Origin of the sequence: Nonomuraea sp. NPDC049709 (genome assembly GCF_040674815.1) — a bacterium.
Lineage (GTDB): Bacteria > Actinomycetota > Actinomycetes > Streptosporangiales > Streptosporangiaceae > Nonomuraea.
Window position 1 is genome coordinate 113,020 of the sequence record NZ_JBFANM010000008.1, and the last position, 16,191, is coordinate 129,210.

The window sequence follows — 16,191 nt, forward strand, 5'->3', positions numbered from 1 at the left end:
CTTGTGGATGGGGTTCCGTGCCTATGCTACTCGTCGGTAACAACCCCGCAGACGAGGGCGGCGGTGAGCAGCGCGTAGATCACGCCGGTGGCCGGCTCCCAGAGGTGGGCGCGGGCCCCGAGCAGGGCCGCGACCGCAACGGCCGCGCCCGTCCAGAGCGCCGCGCCCTCTCGCGGACGCGCGCCGTGGCCGGGGTCCCATGGATCGCCAGGTGATCCGCCCGATCGCAGGGCACGCGCCAGTATCCCCAACGCGTCCCGTGCCCACCAGAGCAGGAACAACACCCCGGCGGCCACGCTGATGACCGACAGCGCCTCGACGGCCCAGCTCAGCGCGTCGGCGAAGGTGTACAGGGCGGCCTCGCGGAAGAAGCGCGGCACGGTCCAGCCGAGCAGGAGGGTCACCGCCCAGCCGCAGGCGACGGCCAGCCGGGTCAGGGGGCGGGCCCGGCCGGAGCGGGCGGCGGCGTACAGCTCCCGCTCCCTCCGCCGGACGAGGCGGGCCCGCGCGCCCCAGACGTACTGGGTGATCGCGAGGGCGGGGAGGGCGGCGGCGAAGACGGCCAGGGACAGGACGGCCAGCGGGAGCGCGTGTTCCCTGGTCGCGGCCCGGTCGGCGAGCAACTGCGCGGTGGCCAGCAACGCGATCGAGGCGGAGAGCGCCACGAGCGCGCCGCGCCGGGCGGTTCTGGCCCTGGCGCGCAGTCCGGCCACCTCCTGCGCGCCGGGGGGTGGGGCCATCTCGGTCAACAGCATGACCGTCATGATGGCGTCACCGTGTGTCGTGACGCCGCGTTTTCGCATGCTTTGGATGGAGCCCTCGATCGCAGTGATTAAGGAGTATCCGCAGGGCCACCGTCTGACCGATGATGGGGAGGCGAACAAGCCGAGATGAACGGACATGTCCTCCTGAGTTCCTGTTTGTGACTAAGCTTCGCGATCATGGCGCAAGGGGTGAACCGCGTGGGAAATCGGCAGGAAGAAGCGGTTCTGGGGCGTCGCGTCGCCCCGCCACCACCTCCGCAGCCGGGCCGGCGGAAGCGCCGTTCCGAGCCGCGGCGGAACCCGCTGACGCCGCTCGGCTGGGTGAGCGTGGCGCTGACGATCCTGCTGGTGGCCGGCTCGCTCGGCGGCTACGCCTACTACCGCTATCTCCTCGGCGGCCTGGAAACCGAGCCCATCGTGGTGGGCCCGAGCCGCCCGCCGGACACCGGCGCGCTCAACGTGCTGCTCGTCGGCTCCGACTCCCGCGACGGCGACAACAAGAAGTACGGCGCCAAGTCCCAGGGCACGGGGGAGCGCACGGACACCATCATGCTCCTGCACATCGCCCCGAACCGGGACAACGCCACCATGATCAGCTTCCCGCGCGACTCCATGGTCATGATCCCGGAGTGCAAGGGCAGGAACGGCGCCGTGCTGCCCGCCGGGCTCCGCCAGATCAACTCCGCCTTCAACGACGGTGGCATCAACTGCACGATCAGGACCCTCGAGTCCCTCACCAACATCAAGATCAACCACTTCGTGAAGGTCGACTTCACCGGATTCAAGGCCATCATCGACGCCATCGGCGGCATCGAGATCTGCCTGCCCAAGCCGGTCAACGACCCCCAGGCCAAGCTCGTGCTGGGCGCGGGCAAGCACGTGGTGAACGGCGAGCAGGCGCTCGGCTACGTGCGCACCAGGTACGCCCTGGGCGACGGCAGCGACCTCAGCCGGATCCAGCGCCAGCAGGTCTTCCTCACCGCGGTGCTGAAGGAGGTCACCGACGGCGGCCTGCTCACCGACCCCATCAAGCTGAACGGTTTCCTGCAGGCCGCCATCCAGGCCGTCACCGTGGACGACGATCTCTCCCTCGATCGGATGCTGGAGATCGGCAACAGCGTCAGGGGCCTGACCGCCAAGGAGCTCAAGGGCATCACGGTGCCCATCGAGCCGTACCCGGCGGACAAGGACCGGGTGCAGTTCGCCGAGCCGGCCGCGCGCGACTTCTTCGAGAGCGTGCGCAACGACGTCGAGGTCACCACCTCTCCCACGCCGGGCAAGTCCGCCGCCCCCAAGATCGAGCACGGCCAGGTGCGCCTGCAGGTGCTCAACGCCAGCGGCCAGGACGGCAAGGCCATCCAGGTGGCCGACGCGCTGGCCGCCCAGGGCTTCGTGGTCACGCAGGTCGGCAACGCCGCCCCGGCGGACACCACGACGATCCGGTACGCCAAGAAGGACGCCGAGGAGGGCCCGGCCTACGGTGACGCGCTGGCCGCGCGGCTGTCGAAGGACAAGCGCACGCCCGAGGAAGGCAAGGTCAAGGCCCTGGTCTCCCAGCCGTACGAGTCGAAGAGCGCCGGGAAGCCCGCCAAGGCCCCCGACGGGCCGGTCATCCAGCTCGTCATCGGGAAGGACTGGCCCGGCGTGCGGGTCGCCTCGGCGATCCCCGACTCGCTGAAGGACAAGGTGGTCGACAGCAGCACCAACCCGTGCCTGTAGCTCAGGTCAGGCCGTCACGCCCGCGTCCACGGGGATCGTCGCGCCAGTGACGGCGCGCCCGCCCTCCCCGGCGAGGTACGCCACGGCGGCGGCGATGTCCTCGGGCGAGCAGTAGCGGCCCAGCGCGGTGTGGCGCCGCTCCTCGTCGGCCTCCGGGCTGTCGGCCGGGTTCATCTCGGTGTCGGTGGAGCCGGGGCTGACCAGGTTCGCGGTGATGCCGCGCGGGCCCAGGTCCCTGGCCAGGCCCTTGGTCAGGCCGATCAGCGCGGACTTGCTCATCGCGTACGCCGTCCAGCCCGCGTACGGCACCCGCTCGGCCAGGCTGCTGCCGATGAGCACGATGGCGGCGCCCGCGCTCATGTGCCGCGCCGCCGCCTGCGCCAGCACGAACGACGCCCGCGCGTGCACGGCGAGCAGCTCGTCCACCTGATCGACCGTCACCTCCTCCAGCGCCCCGTACGGCGCGATGCCCGCATTGCTCACCAGCACGTCAAGGCGACCCAGCTCGCCGGCCGTCCGCTCCACGGCCTCCACCAGCGCCCGCGGGTCGGCGGCCTCGGCGCGCAGGCCGAGCGCGCGCCCGCCGGCCGCCTCGATCTCCTTGACCACGGTGGCGGCCCGCCCGCCCGCGCTCCGGTACGTGATCGCCACGTCGAACCCGTCACCCGCCAGCCGCCGCGCGACGGCCGCGCCGATCCCCCTGCTGCCCCCTGTCACCAGGGCGACTTTCCGGGCCATGAGTGCCTCCTTATCCGGAATATGTTCCGCTTTCGACTTTAAGCGGAACCTATTCCGGATGCAAGCGGTGCGAGGATGGGACCCGTGAGACGCGAGCCCACCGAGCCGGAGACCGCGACGACCAAGGGGGCGGGGCGGCGGGAGCGTACCGACGCCGCCCGCAACCGGGCCAAGATCCTCGCCGCGGCCGAGAGCATCGTCGCCACGCAGGGGGTGCAGGCTCTGTCCATGGCGGACGTGGCCGCCGCGGCGGGGGTCGGCGTCGGCACGCTCTACCGGCGTTTCGGGGACCGCTCGGGGCTGGCGTACGCGCTGATCGACGCGCGGGAGCGGGAGTTCCAGGCGGCGTTCATCGAGGGCCCGCCGCCGCTGGGGCCCGGCGCGGAGCCGGGGGAGCGGGCCAGGGCGTTCCTGCGGGCGATCACGGACCGGACGGTCGAGCAGCTCGATCTTCTGCTCATGGCGGAGACGGCGGGGCCGCTGGCCCGCTTCGGCGGCGCGTACGAGGCCTACCACGGGCACCTCGCCATGCTGATCGGCCGGTTGCGCCCGGAGGCCGACGCCTACTGCCTGGCCGACGCGCTCCTGGCGCCGCTCGCCGCGCCACTGCTCGTCCACCGGCTCAGGGACGGCGGGGTGGGGGTCGAGCGGGTGAAGGCGGCGCTCGACGAACTGCTCTCCGGGATCACCGGCGATTGATCTTCAGGACTGTACCCGGGGTGTGACGAGACGATAGCATTGGGACATATGTTACAGAGAGTAGTTTTAGCGAAACATGTGAAATTTTCCGACAAGAGATGGTAGGAAGGGGCGCGGTCCGAATTCGTACTAGAGAGGTTCCATCGTGGCGCGCGACGAGAACGACAGGCCATACGAGGATGGGCAGGGTAGGTCGTTAAACCCGGAGTTGACGGGTGATGTGCTGTCCCCACGGTGGAGCACCGAGGACACCGACGAGCAACCCGCCATCCAGGTCGTCGGCAACGAGACCTACATCCTCCCGCTCGACAAGGGCACGCCTGCCGGTGAGCCGCCGCTCGGCGAGGGCGTGCGTGACGTGCTGGACCCCGCCCCGCGCGGTCTCCTGGCCGCCGATTCGCACGACGTGCTCGGCGGCCCGCACGACGTGCTGGGCGGGGCGGCCGGGTCGCATGACCTGGGCGGGCCCAGCGGGCCCCACGACCTGGGCGGTCCGAGCGGGCCGCACGACTTCGGGGGCGCCAGCGGGCCGCACGACTTCGGCGGTGCCAGCGGGCCGCACCCCGTGGAGGACGACAGCCCCTACCTCCCGCTGGACCGCGGCTACGACCCGGCGCGGGACGACGACCGCGACGACGACCCGCCCAGGCGCGGGTTCCTCGGCTCGGGGTGGACCGACGACTCCCACGACGGGGGCTCGGGGGGCGAGGGTGAGGTGCGCCGCCGTACCAGGGTGCTGCTGGTGGCGGCCGTCGCGGTGGTGCTCGTCGGCGTGGGCGCCGGCTGGATGCTCACCGGTACGTCCTCCGACGACCCCTGTGCGGGCAGCCGGTGCGCCAGCGCGGGTGAGGTGACCTCGCCCTCCGACTCCGCCGTGCCCGAGGAGGCGCCGGTCGAGGAGGAGGTCAGCCCCGAACCCACCGATTCGGCCACCGGCGAGCCGACCGAGTCCGAGACCGTAATGCCGACGCCCACGCAGCAGCGGGCCCGCCCGACGCGCGAGCCCTCGGCCCGCCCGACGCCCACCCGGGTCGGGGAGCCGACCTCGAAGACCACCAGCAGGCCCACCCGGGCGCCGCAGAACGACACGATGGACGACACCGCGGACACCACGGGGCAGGACAACGACGACAAACCGGCGACCAAGCAGCCGGAGTCGAACGACCAGAGCCCCACCACGCAGCCGCCGGCCACGACCCAGGCGCCCGCCCCGACGCCGACGCAGGAGGAGCGCAAGGGCCTGCTCGACATCCTGTTCCCCTGGGCCTGATCTCCCGCCCCGGGCTTCACCCGCCCCGGCTTCACCCGCCCCGGGGCTTGACCCGCCCCGGGCCTGACCCGCTCGTGGGTCTGACCCGCCCTGTCCCCGCAACCCCCGGCGTCCCCTTACGTGAGGCGTTCCTTGGCCAGGGGAGGCGCCCGGCTCGGGCGGAGGCGTCCCTCGTGCAGGGGGGCTCTCGGCTCGGGCGGGGTGGCGGGGCGTCGTCCGGCCTTCCCCCGGGCCGGGCCCGCTGAGCGTGCGGCCCGAGGCCGGGCGTGGCAGGATGCGGATCCAGGTGCCGGTCTGGCAGACTGGGAAACCGCTTTCCGGGGAGGTCAACGTGGTCACGCTGGAAGACGTCGCCAAGCAGGCGGGCGTCTCGCTCGCGACCGCCTCGCGGGTGCTCAACGGCAGCACCCGCCAGGTGGGCGCGGCCCTGCGGGCACGCGTCGAGCAGGCCGCGGACGAGCTCGGCTACCGTGCCAACATCGCCGCCCAGACGCTGGCCCGCGGGGCGAGCAACGTCATCGGCATCGTCGTGCACGACCTGACCGACCCCTACTTCGCGGCCCTGGCCGACGGGGCGATGCGGGCGGCGGCGACCGAGGGGCTGCTGGTCATGGTGGGCACCACGCATCGCGACCCCGAGCAGGAGATCGCCTACGTCGCCACCCTGAACGCCCAGCGCGTGCGGGCCGTGCTGCTGGTCGGCTCGCGGGTCGCCGACCCGGCCGTCACCGGCCGCCTGCGCGACGAGCTGGCCAGATACCAGGCGGGCGGCGGCCGGGCGGCCTGCGTGGGGCAGGATCTCCTCGGCGTGGACACCGTCGCGCCCGCCAACAGGGAAGGGGCGGCGGAGCTGGCCCGGGCGCTGGCCGGGCTGGGGCACACGCGCTTCGCGGTGCTGGCCGGGCCGCCGCACCTGGTGACGGCGGCCGACCGGTGCGCCGGTTTCGCCGGTGCGCTCGACGAGCTGGGGCTGCCGGCCCCGCAGGTGATCCACGGGCCGTTCGACCGCGACGGTGGTTATGCCGCGGCCCAGCAGGTCGGGGACGCGACGTGCGTGTTCGCGGTCAACGACGTGATGGCGGTGGGGGCGCTGGCGGCCTGCCGCGAGCGCGGGATCAGGGTGCCCGAGGACGTGTCGGTGGCCGGGTTCGACGACATCGTCACTCTGCGTGATCACGTGCCCGCGCTGACGACCGTGCGGCTGCCGTTGAAGGACATGGGGGCGCGGGCGCTGGAGCTGGCGCTGAACGAGGACGAACCCGTGGTGGTGGAGCAGGTCGCCGGCGAGGTCGTCCTGCGGGAGAGCGTGCGGAGGATGGCGTGAAGCTGGCGGTCAGCACGCTGGGGATGCCCGGCGAGGGACTGGACAGGGCGATCGAGATCGCGGCGGGGCAGCGTTGCCAGGGGCTGGAGCTGCGCCTGCATCCGGACACCGGCGTGCACGCCGGGCTCGGCGCGGCGGAGCGGCGGGCCGTGCGGGAGCGGGTCGAGAGCGCGGGACTGGAGATCGCGGCTCTCGCCGGATATGTCGGCATCTGCCAGCCGGGGCCGGACGAGCCGGTCGTCGAGGCGCTCCTCGCCGACCTGCGGCTCGCCGCCGACCTCGGCGCGCCCGGCGTGCGGGTTTTCCCGCGCGGCGACGACGTGACCGTGGGCGCCCGCAGGCTCAAGGCGGTCTCCGGTACGGCCGGCGACCTCGGCCGCCGCGTGCTCGTCGAGACGCACGACAGGATGGCGACCTGCGCCGCCGTGGCCGCGCTGCTCGACGAGGCGGGCTGCCCCGAGACCACCGGCGCGATCTGGGACCTGCTGCACCCGTGGCGCCACGGCGAGCCGCCGGCGCGCTCGCTGGCCGCGCTGGGCCCTCACCTGTCCTATGTGCAGATCAAGGACGCCGTCTCCGCTCAGGACACCACGCCGGTGCCCATGTGGACGGGGTCGGTGCCGCTGGACGAGGCGGGGGAGCTGCTGCGCGGCGCGGGTTACGACGGCTGGGTGTCGCTGGAGTGGGAGCGTACGTGGTATCCGCAGGTGGCCCCAGTCGAGGAGATCCTGCCGGGTGCGGCGGAGTGGGTGCGGCGTTTCGCCCCTTAACCGCTTAGATGGGGGGATGTCCGCATTTAGCAGCAAGGTGCTCGTCGTCGGCATGGACGGCCTGCGGTTCGACCGGTTGATCGCCCTGGACGCCCCCGTGCTGGCCGCGTTGATGTCCTCCGGTGCGTACGGCACCAGCAAGCTCCCCTACGGCGAGGCCGGCACCCCGCGCACGGAATCCCCTGGAGAGGTCGTCCCCAAGACCCCCGAGCCCGGCGACGGCGGCCGGGTGATCAGGTCGCGTACCGACTCGGGCCCCGGCTGGTCCTCCATCGCCACCGGCGCCTGGCCCGACAAGCACGGCGTTGTCGACAACGGCTTCGCGAGCCCCCAGTTCACGAAATTTCCGGACTTCTTGACTCGGGCCAAGACCGCTCGCCCCCACCTGAGCACCTCGGCGTTCTTCTCGTGGGCGGCCCTCGCCGAGCACGGCGCCTTCGGCCCGGCGATCGACCGCAGGTTCGTCCTCGACGGGTACGCCGTCGGCTGGGCCGAGGCCGACGCCCAGGTCGCCGACGCCGCCGAGCGCCACCTGTCCGAGGACGACCCGGACGCCGTGTTCGTCTACCTGGGTGACACCGACGAGGTGGCCCACGACCTCGGCCCCCACTGCCCCGAGTACGCCGCCGCCCTCAAGGCCCAGGACGCCTACCTGGGCCGCCTGCTCGACGCGATCCGCGCCCGGCCCGCGTACCCCGGGGAGCGCTGGACCGTGCTCGTCACGACCGACCACGGCCACGTGGACGAGGGCGGGCACGGCGGCACCACGGACGAGGAGCGCACGGTGTTCGTGATCGTGAACCGGCTCGGCGAGGACCTGGGCGGCCGCTCGCTCGGCGCGCCCCGGCTGGTGGACGTGGGACCGACGGCCCTGGCCGCGCTGGGCGTCGCCCTCGACCCCGCGTGGGACCTGGACGGTGCTCCCCTGGAACCTTGATTCATCAAGTGTTGAATTTCTGCCCGGGAAGCGTGAAACTGGTGACAGGACGCTGAACGGCAGGAGTGCATTCGATGAAGACGGCCCTGGACTTCACCGAGATCGACGCGGGCATGCTGGCCGAGGTGGGTGGCAAGGCCGCCAACCTCGGCGAGCTGACCCGGGCCGGGCTGCCCGTGCCGCCCGGCTGGGTCCTCACCACGGAGGCGTACCGCCAGGTCGCGCAGGGCCTGGAGACCGGCGGCGAGGGGCTGGCCGAGCGGGCCAGGCGGCACTTACTGCAGGCTCCGGTGCCGGAGGCCGTGCGGGAGGAGATCGTGAAGTCGTACGCCGCGCTCGGCGACGACGTGCCCGTCGCGGTCAGGTCCTCCGCCACGGCGGAGGACCTGCCGTTCGCCAGCTTCGCCGGCCAGCAGGACACCTTCCTCAACGTGGTGGGCGCGCAGGCGGTGGTGGAGGCCGTACGCCGCTGCTGGGCCTCGCTCTGGACCGACCGTGCCGTGGCCTACCGCGAGTCCAACGGCATCGACCACGCCTCGGTGCGGCTGGCGGTGGTCGTCCAGGAGATGGTGGAGGCGCAGGTGGCGGGCGTGATGTTCACCGCCAACCCGGTGACCGGACGGCGGCGCGAGGCCGTGATCGACGCCAGCCCCGGGCTCGGCGAGGCCGTCGTCTCCGGCGCCGTGAACCCCGACCGCTTCCGCGTCTTCGACGGGGAGATCCTCGAACGGCACGCCGGCGACAAGCTGCTGGCCATCCGCTCCCTGCCCGGCGGCGGCACCGAACGCGTCGAGACCTCCCACGACGGCCTCTGCCTGACCGACGACGAGGTGCGCCGGCTGGCCGCGCTGGGCGCCCGCGTCGAGGACCACTACGGCGCCCCGCAGGACACCGAGTGGGCCATCGACCGCGACGGCACCCTCTGGCTCACCCAGTCCAGGCCGATCACCACGCTCTACCCGCTGCCCGAGCGGCCCAGGCCGGGGTTGCGGGTGTACTTCTCGGTCAACGTCGTGCAGGGCGTCATGGGGCCGCTCACGCCCATGGGACAGTCGGTGTTCCGGGTGATCAGCGCGGGCGGAGCGGGACTGGCCGGGCACGCCCCCGCCGACCCCCTCGACGGCGCGCCCTTCCTCACCGCCTCGGGGGAGCGAATCTGGCTCGACCTCACGACCGTCGTACGCAGCCGTCCCGGCCGCGCCATCCTCCCGCGCATGCTGACGCTCGGCGAGGCGCGTGCCGTGAACATCATGGAGGGGCTGTTCGAGGACCCGCGCCTCACGCTGGCGCACACCTCCCTGCGCCCCTTCCTGCGCGGCCTCGGGCGCTTCGCCCGCCGCGTCCGCGTTCCCGCCCGCGTCCTGACGGCCCTGACCAGGCCGGCCAAGGCGGTCGCGGACACCGTCCGGCTCGGCGAGGAGCTCGACCGGCGGCTGCGGGTGCCCGCCACCGCCACCCCCGCACAGCGCCTCGACCACGCCGAACGCGTGCTCGCCGGCACCTTCCCGCTGATCATCTCGATCATGCCGACCGCGATCACCGGCTACGCCCTGTTCGCGCTGGCGTCGAAGCTCTCCGGCGTGCCGGTGAACGAGATGAGCGACGTCCTGCGCAGCGTGCCGCACAACCCGACCACGGAGATGGACCTGGAGCTGTGGGACCTGGCCACCCGCGTCGAGCCGGCGCCGTTCAAGGAGCGGACGGTGGCCGAGCTGGTGCGCCTCTACCAGGAGGGCGGGCTCCCGCCGGTCGCCCAGCGCGAGATCACCGCGTTCCTGGACAAGTACGGCCACCGAGGCGTCGCCGAGATCGACGTCGGCGTGCCGAGGTGGTCGGAGGAGCCCGCGCACATCCTCGGCGTGCTGGCCAACTACCTGCGCATGGACGGCGCGGCCGACCTCGCGCCTGACGCGCTGTTCGCCAGGGGCGCGCGGGAGGCGCGCACCGCGATCGCCCGCGTGGCGTCGAGGGCGCGGGGGAGGGGACGGTGGCGGGCCGCCGTCGTGCGCTTCGGGCTCGGGCGCACGCGCCGGTACGCCGGGCTGCGCGAGCTGCCCAAGTTCTACCTGGTCAAGACGATCGCGGCGGTCCGGCACAGCCTGCTCGCGGTCGGGGAGCACCTGGTGGGCCTCGGCGTGCTGGACTCGGCCGCTGACGTGTTCTTCCTGGACCTGCGGGAGACCAGGGCCGCGCTGGGCGGGGGAGACCTGCGGGAGCTGGTGGCCGGGCGGCGGGCGGCGCACGAGCAGGAGCGGCGCCGCAGGCACGTGCCCCGGGTGCTGCTCTCCGACGGCACCGAGCCCGAGGCCCTCGCGCAGCCGGCCGCGGACGGCGCCCTGACGGGCACGGCGGCCTCGGCCGGCACGGTCACGGGCATCGCCCGGGTCGTGCTCGACCCCATCGGCGCGCACCTGGAGCCGGGCGAGATCCTCGTCTGCCCCTCGACCGACCCCGGCTGGACGCCGCTGTTCCTGACCGCCGGCGGGCTGGTGATGGAGATGGGCGGCGCGATGTCGCACGGAGCGGTGGTGGCCAGGGAGTACGGCATCCCGGCCGTGGTCGGCGTGCCCCACGCCATCGACCGCATCTCCTCGGGCCAGGAGATCACGGTGAACGGCGCGGCCGGAACGGTGACGATCCCGTCATAGCGCAACGTCGCCGGCGCTATGGTGATCAAATGTCCGAGCCCTACTGGAACCACAACGTTCACTACCAGAGCCTGGTCATGAAGCTCGTGCCCCCGGGCTGCGGGCGGGCGCTCGACATCGGCTGCGGCGACGGGCTGCTGGCCGGCAAGCTGGCCGCCCGCGTACCGGACGTGACCGCCGCCGACCGGTCCCCGGAGGCGGTCGCCCTGGCCTGCGAGCGCCACGGTTACCTGGACAACGTCTCCTTCGTGACGGCGGACTACCTCGATGACCCGCACGGCCTGCTCCCCGAGGGCAAGTACGACTTCATCAGCGCCGTCGCCGTCACCCACCACGCCGAGTTCCGGCAGTCCGCGCGGGCCCTGGCCCGGTTGCTGGCGCCGGGCGGGCGGCTGGTGGTCATCGGCCTGGCGTTGAACCGCTCGCCCAGCGACTGGGTCATCAGCGGCACCGCCCAGGTCGTCTCCCGCCTGCTGCAGCTGCGGCACGGCCCCAAGAGCGGGCCGGGCCAGGCCGTGCCCGGCACGCCGCCCGTCCTGTCGTGGGCCGAGACCGGGCGGCTGGCCCGCGAGGAGCTGCCCGGCTGCCGCTACCGCCGCCTGCTGCTGCGCCGCTACCTGCTGGTCTGGGACCGGCCGGACCAGTGAGGGTGAGGGAAGGGAACGGCGGCTCGCGTGCGTGAGAAAGCGGCGGCTCGCGTGCGGGAGGGAGCGGCGGCGCGACCGCACGCCGCTCCGTCCGGGGTCACGCGGGCAGCACCACGTCCTCGTAGCGGGCCTTCATCGTGGTCACGACCTCGTCGGGGTCGGCGGCCCAGATGTCGGCGTTGAAGATCTCCACCTCGACGTCACCGGTGTACCCGGCCGCCTGGACGGCCCGCGTGATCGGCCGGAAGTCGATCACGCCGTCGCCCATCATGCCCCGCCCGAGCAGCACGTCCTCCGGCAGCGGGTGCAGGTAGTCGCACACCTGATAGCCGGCGATCCGGCTTCCGGCCCGCGCGATGTCCTCGAACAACCGCGGGTCCCACCACACGTGGAACGTGTCGACCACCACGCCGACCTGCTCCTCCGGGTGGGCCAGGCTCAGCTCCAGCGCCTGCGCCAGCGTGGACAGCACCGCGCGGTCCGGGCAGTAGATCGGGTGCAGCGGCTCCAGGGCCAGCTTCACCCCCCGCTCACCGGCATAGGGCGCCAGCTCCGCCAGCGCCTCGGCCACCCGCTCCCGGGCCCCGGCCAGGTCGCGCGTGAAGCCGCCGGCCGGCCCCGTGGTGGGCAGCGCCTCTCCCGGCCGCACGCCGGGCAGGCCGCCCACCACCATCACCAGGCAGGCCGCCGCCAGCTCGGCCGCCTCGTCGATGGCCCGCCGGTTGTCCTCCAGCGCCCTGGCGAAGGCCGTACGGCCCTCCTCGCCGGGCAGCCCACCCGCCGTCAGGAAGCCGCCCCGGCACAGCGACGACACCCGCAGCCCGGCCGACCGCACCAGCTTGACGCTCTCGGCGAGCCCCTGCTCGGCGACCTTCTCCCGCCACAGCCCGATCGACTCCAGGCCGTGCCGCACGCACCCGTCCACGGCCTCGGCCAGCGACCAGTGCCGGGTCGTCCACTGGTTCAGCGAGAGGCTGCCGCGTCCCGTGGTTCCCTCGCTCACAGCCCGTTCACCGCCAGCAGGGACTTCATGCGGCGCACGGCCAGCTCCTGGTCGGCCAGCAGCCCGGCCTGGTCGGCCAGGCGGAACACCTCCGACAGGTGCAGCAGCGAGCGCGCCGACTGGGCGCCGTTCACCATGGCGAAGGCATCCTGGTGACCGTTCAGCCAGGCCAGGAAGACGATGCCGGTCTTGTAGTTGTACGTGGGCGTCTCGAAGATCTTGCGCGACAGCGGCACGGTCGGGGCGAGGATCTCGTCGTACGAGGCCAGCAGCCGTTCCCGGTCCGCCTCGTCACGTGCCGCCGCGGCCGCGTCCAGCACCTGGAGCGCCGCGGCCGCCGCCGGGGCGATGGCGTCGAAGATGCCCAGCAGCGCGTGCGAGCCCGACCTGATCAGCGACGGGTAGTTGAAGTCGTCGCCCGTGTACAGCCTGACGCCCTCGGGCAGCGCCGCGCGCAGCCCGACCTCGTGCTCCTCGTCCAGCAGCGACACCTTCACGCCGTCCACCATCGCGGCGTGGGCGTGGATCAGCTCCAGGAACGACTCCGTGGCCGCCGCCACGTCGCGCGAGCCCCAGTAGCCGGCCAGGTTCGGGTCGAACATCTCGCCCAGCCAGTGCAGGATGACCGGGCGGTCGGTCAGGCCGAACAGCTTGCCGTACACCTGGTGGTAGTCGGCGGGGCCCGTGGCCACCCGGGCGAGCTGGCGGGAGGCCATGACGATCACGCCGGCGCCGGCGGACTGCACGGTCTCGATCTGCTCGGCGTACGCGGCGGTGATCGTGTTCAGGTCGCCGGCCCCGGGCGCGTGGTCGGTGCCCGCGCCGCAGGCCACCAGCGTCGCCGGGTCGCCGTACGAGCGGGCCTCCGCGGCGCTGCGCCGGATGAGCTCCTTGGTGGCCGCCCAGTCCAGGCCCATGTTGCGCTGGGCGGTGTCCATGGCGTCGGCGACGCGCAGGCCGTGCGACCACAGGTGGCGGCGGAAGCGCAGCGTGGCGTCCCAGTCGACGGCGGCGGGGGAGCCGGGCGTGTTGTCGCCCAGCGGGTCGGCCACGACGTGGGCGGCGGCGTACACGATGCGGCTCGACGCCGGCGTCTCGACGACCGGCCAGGTCGTCGGCTCCGTCAGGGTGTAGGCGCCGATGCCGGGAAGGTCGATCCTCACAGCCCGGGCACCTCGATCCTGCGGCCCTCGGCGTTCGAGCGCAGCCCCAGCTCGGCGAGCTGGACGCCGCGCGCGCCCGAGGCGAAGTCGTTCGGGAAGGGCGCGTCCTCCACCACGTGCCGGATGAACGCCTCCCACTGGATCTTGAACCCGTTGTCGAACTCCGCGTTGTCCGGCACCTCCTGCCAGCCGTCGCGGAAGCGCGCCGTGGCGGGCAGGTCCGGGTTCCAGACGGGCTTGGGGGTGGCCGAGCGGTGCTGGACGCGGCAGTTGCGCAGGCCCGCCACGGCGCTGCCGTGCGTGCCGTCCACCTGGAACTCCACCAGCTCGTCCCGGTTCACGCGGACGGTCCAGGAGGAGTTGATCTGGGCGACGATGCCGCCCTCCAGCTCGAAGATCCCGTACGCGGCGTCGTCGGCGGTGGCCTGGTACGTGTTGCCCTGCTCGTCGACGCGTGCCGGGATGTGCGTCACGGCCTGAGCGTAGACGGACTGGACCCGGCCGAACAGGTTCTCCATCACGTAGTGCCAGTGCGGGAACATGTCGAGCACGATGCCGCCGCCGTCCTCGGCCCGGTAGTTCCAGGACGGGCGCTGCGCCTCCTGCCAGTCGCCCTCGAACACCCAGTAGCCGAACTCGCCGCGCACCGACAGGATCCGGCCGAAGAAGCCGCCGTCGATCAGCCGCTTCAGCTTGAGCAGGCCGGGGAGGAAGAGCTTGTCCTGCACGACGCCGTTCTTGACGCCCTTGGCCGTGGCGGCCTCGGCCAGCGCGATGGCCTCCTGCGTCGATTCGGCCGTCGGCTTCTCGGCGTAGATGTGCTTGCCGGCCTCGATGGCCTTCAGCACGGCCTTCACCCGGGCGCTGGTGACCTGGGCGTCGAAGTAGATCAGGTTGTCGTCGTCGGCGAGGGCCGCGTCGAGGTCCGTGGTGAAATCCGAAATTCCATGCTTAGCGGCGATATCTGCAAGTTTGTCGGCATTGCGTCCGACCAGCACTGGCTTGAGGTTGATCCTGGAGCCGTCCGAGAGCGTCACACCGCCCTGCTCGTTGATGGCCAGGACGGAACGGACCAGATGCTGGCGGTAGCCCATCCGTCCGGTGACGCCGTTCATCACGACGCCGATGGTGCGCACGCTCATGAGGATCCCTTCAGGCAAAACATGGGGAAAGCGCTTTCCCGAACCGTACGGCCGGGCCACCGAGGGCGTCAAGTAGCGCGAACCTCAGGTGGGCCTCGACCGCGGGTGAGTGCACCCGGTGCCGAGCCTAGAGCTCGCCGCGCATCTCCAGCCTGGCCAGGGCCTTGGCGATGGGATGGGCGGCCAGGGAGAGCTGCCACTCGCGGGCCCCGAGCTCGCGCAGCCGGGCGGTCACGCTCTCGTCGGTGATCTCCGCGGGCGGCTCCCAGGTGAGCCTGCGTACGGCGTCGGGCTGCAGCAGGTTCTCCGTCGGCATGTGGTGCTCGTCGGCCAGCGCGGCCACCACGGCGCGGGCCGCGGCCAGGCGCTTGGCGGCGGCCGGATCGCGGTCGGCCCAGCGGTTGGGCGGCGGCGGGCCGTCGCCGGGCGTGCTGGGCTGCGGCAGCTGGCTGTCGGGCAGGCCACGGGCCTTGGCCACCGCGGCGAGCCAGTCGCTCATGTGCCTGCGCGCACTTCTGCCAGTGAATGCTGAAATTTCGGTCAATGCCTTCTTGGTACGGGGTCCCTCCAGCGCGGCGGTGACGATCGCCGCGTCGGGCAGCACCCGGCCAGGCGCGAGGTCGGCCTCGCGGGCGATCTGGTCGCGCATGGTCCACAGCTCGCGCACGATGGCCAGGGCGCGCACGTTGCGTACTTTGTGGATTCCCGAGGTGCGCCGCCAGGGGTCGGACCTGGGCGCGGGCGGCGGCGTGTCGAGCACGGCCGCGAACTCCTCGCGCGCCCACTCCAGCTTCCCGCTGTCGGTCAGCTCCTGGTGGAGCACGTCACGCAGCTCGACCAGGACCTCCACGTCGAGCGCGGCGTAGCGAAGCCAGTCTTCCGGCAGCGGCCTGGTGGACCAGTCGGCCGCCGAGTGGCCCTTCTCCAGCCGCAGCCCGAGCACGGTCTCGACCATCGTGCCGAGCCCCACCCGCTCGTAGCCGAGCAGCCGGCCGGCCAGCTCGGTGTCGAACATCTCGCGCGGCTTGAACCCGACCTCCATCAGGCACGGCAGATCCTGGGAGGCCGCGTGCAGCACGATCTCCGCCCCGGACACGGCCCGGTCGAGCCCGGACAGGTCGGGGCACCCGATCGGGTCGATCAGCGCGGTGCCCGCCCCGGCCCGGCGCAGCTGCACGAGGTAGGCGCGGTTGCCATAGCGGTAGCCGGACGCGCGCTCGGCGTCCACCGCGACGGGGCCGGTGCCCGCGGCGAACCTGTCCACCACCTCGGCCAGACCTGCGGCGTCGGCGACGACCGGAGGGATGCCCTCGCGTGGCTCGAGCAGCGGCTCCACAGTGCGTTCTTCTGTCATGAGTTCACCGACC

General features: G+C 72.8%; 14 protein-coding genes. 8 read left to right on the forward strand and 6 right to left on the reverse strand.

Annotated features, from left to right (window positions below; translation table 11 throughout):
* Positions 1 to 26 precede the first annotated feature (26 nt).
* Positions 27 to 755, reverse strand: a complete 729-nt coding sequence (locus AB0J69_RS10080) for a hypothetical protein (protein WP_364114930.1) — start codon at positions 753 to 755, stop codon at positions 27 to 29.
* A 330-nt stretch (positions 756 to 1,085) separates the two neighbouring features.
* On the opposite strand from AB0J69_RS10080, the gene AB0J69_RS10085 reads away from it, so the two are divergent.
* Positions 1,086 to 2,483 (forward strand): LCP family protein, encoded by a 1,398-nt coding sequence (locus tag AB0J69_RS10085; protein ID WP_364114932.1) that lies wholly within the window; start codon positions 1,086 to 1,088, stop codon positions 2,481 to 2,483.
* A 6-nt stretch (positions 2,484 to 2,489) separates the two neighbouring features.
* On the opposite strand, the gene AB0J69_RS10090 is transcribed toward AB0J69_RS10085, so the two are convergent.
* Complete coding sequence (locus AB0J69_RS10090) at positions 2,490 to 3,221, reverse strand: SDR family oxidoreductase (RefSeq protein WP_364114934.1); 732 nt, start codon at positions 3,219 to 3,221, stop codon at positions 2,490 to 2,492.
* Positions 3,222 to 3,305: 84 nt separating this feature from the next.
* Here AB0J69_RS10090 and AB0J69_RS10095 point away from each other — a divergent pair, with 84 nt between their 5' ends.
* The 7 genes from AB0J69_RS10095 to AB0J69_RS10125 all read left to right on the forward strand — a co-directional run bounded on the left by AB0J69_RS10095 (position 3,306) and on the right by AB0J69_RS10125 (position 11,516).
* The gene (locus tag AB0J69_RS10095; RefSeq protein ID WP_364114936.1) at positions 3,306 to 3,920 is read left to right on the forward strand and encodes a TetR/AcrR family transcriptional regulator; all 615 of its coding nucleotides are present in this window, start codon (positions 3,306 to 3,308) and stop codon (positions 3,918 to 3,920) included.
* 220 nt (positions 3,921 to 4,140) lie between these two features.
* Positions 4,141 to 5,190 carry a hypothetical protein gene (locus AB0J69_RS10100; protein ID WP_364114938.1) on the forward strand — a complete coding sequence of 350 codons (1,050 nt, stop codon included), beginning with the start codon at positions 4,141 to 4,143 and terminating at the stop codon, positions 5,188 to 5,190.
* 331 nt (positions 5,191 to 5,521) lie between these two features.
* Positions 5,522 to 6,514, forward strand: a complete 993-nt coding sequence (locus tag AB0J69_RS10105; protein ID WP_364114940.1) for a LacI family DNA-binding transcriptional regulator — start codon at positions 5,522 to 5,524, stop codon at positions 6,512 to 6,514.
* On the forward strand, positions 6,511 to 7,284 hold the full coding sequence (locus AB0J69_RS10110) for a sugar phosphate isomerase/epimerase (protein ID WP_364114942.1): 774 nt from the start codon (positions 6,511 to 6,513) through the stop codon (positions 7,282 to 7,284). The genes AB0J69_RS10105 and AB0J69_RS10110 overlap by 4 nt, the downstream gene beginning before the upstream one ends.
* A gap of 16 nt (positions 7,285 to 7,300) precedes the next feature.
* Positions 7,301 to 8,221, forward strand: coding sequence for an alkaline phosphatase family protein (locus AB0J69_RS10115; protein WP_364114944.1), 921 nt, complete (start codon positions 7,301 to 7,303; stop codon positions 8,219 to 8,221).
* Positions 8,222 to 8,295: 74 nt separating this feature from the next.
* A complete protein-coding gene (locus tag AB0J69_RS10120; protein ID WP_364114946.1) occupies positions 8,296 to 10,869 on the forward strand; it encodes a PEP/pyruvate-binding domain-containing protein in 2,574 nt (857 codons plus the stop codon).
* Between the two features lie 29 nt (positions 10,870 to 10,898).
* The gene (locus AB0J69_RS10125) at positions 10,899 to 11,516 is read left to right on the forward strand and encodes a class I SAM-dependent methyltransferase (RefSeq protein ID WP_364114948.1); all 618 of its coding nucleotides are present in this window, start codon (positions 10,899 to 10,901) and stop codon (positions 11,514 to 11,516) included.
* Between the two features lie 97 nt (positions 11,517 to 11,613).
* On the opposite strand, the gene AB0J69_RS10130 is transcribed toward AB0J69_RS10125, so the two are convergent.
* The 4 genes from AB0J69_RS10130 to AB0J69_RS10145 form a co-directional block, all read right to left on the reverse strand.
* Positions 11,614 to 12,519, reverse strand: coding sequence for a sugar phosphate isomerase/epimerase (locus tag AB0J69_RS10130; RefSeq protein ID WP_364114950.1), 906 nt, complete (start codon positions 12,517 to 12,519; stop codon positions 11,614 to 11,616).
* Entirely contained in the window at positions 12,516 to 13,682 is a 1,167-nt protein-coding gene (locus AB0J69_RS10135) for a dihydrodipicolinate synthase family protein (protein WP_364114952.1), read from the reverse strand. The genes AB0J69_RS10130 and AB0J69_RS10135 overlap by 4 nt, the downstream gene beginning before the upstream one ends.
* Positions 13,679 to 14,824: a Gfo/Idh/MocA family oxidoreductase gene (locus tag AB0J69_RS10140; RefSeq protein WP_364114954.1), complete on the reverse strand. Its 1,146-nt coding sequence runs from the start codon at positions 14,822 to 14,824 to the stop codon at positions 13,679 to 13,681. The genes AB0J69_RS10135 and AB0J69_RS10140 overlap by 4 nt, the downstream gene beginning before the upstream one ends.
* A gap of 127 nt (positions 14,825 to 14,951) precedes the next feature.
* Complete coding sequence (locus AB0J69_RS10145; protein WP_364114956.1) at positions 14,952 to 16,178, reverse strand: HRDC domain-containing protein; 1,227 nt, start codon at positions 16,176 to 16,178, stop codon at positions 14,952 to 14,954.
* Positions 16,179 to 16,191 lie beyond the last annotated feature (13 nt).

Bases quoted from the DNA above. Each gene is read 5' to 3' on its own strand.
- AB0J69_RS10080 (WP_364114930.1), bottom strand. From the start codon at position 755: ATGCTGTTGACCGAGATGGCCCCACCCCCCGGCGCGCAGGAGGTGGCC.
- AB0J69_RS10090 (WP_364114934.1), bottom strand. From the start codon at position 3,221: ATGGCCCGGAAAGTCGCCCTGGTGACAGGGGGCAGCAGGGGGATCGGC.
- AB0J69_RS10115 (WP_364114944.1), top strand. From the start codon at position 7,301: ATGTCCGCATTTAGCAGCAAGGTGCTCGTCGTCGGCATGGACGGCCTG.
- AB0J69_RS10120 (WP_364114946.1), top strand. From the start codon at position 8,296: ATGAAGACGGCCCTGGACTTCACCGAGATCGACGCGGGCATGCTGGCC.
- AB0J69_RS10125 (WP_364114948.1), top strand. From the start codon at position 10,899: ATGTCCGAGCCCTACTGGAACCACAACGTTCACTACCAGAGCCTGGTC.
- AB0J69_RS10140 (WP_364114954.1), bottom strand. From the start codon at position 14,824: ATGAGCGTGCGCACCATCGGCGTCGTGATGAACGGCGTCACCGGACGG.
- AB0J69_RS10145 (WP_364114956.1), bottom strand. From the start codon at position 16,178: ATGACAGAAGAACGCACTGTGGAGCCGCTGCTCGAGCCACGCGAGGGC.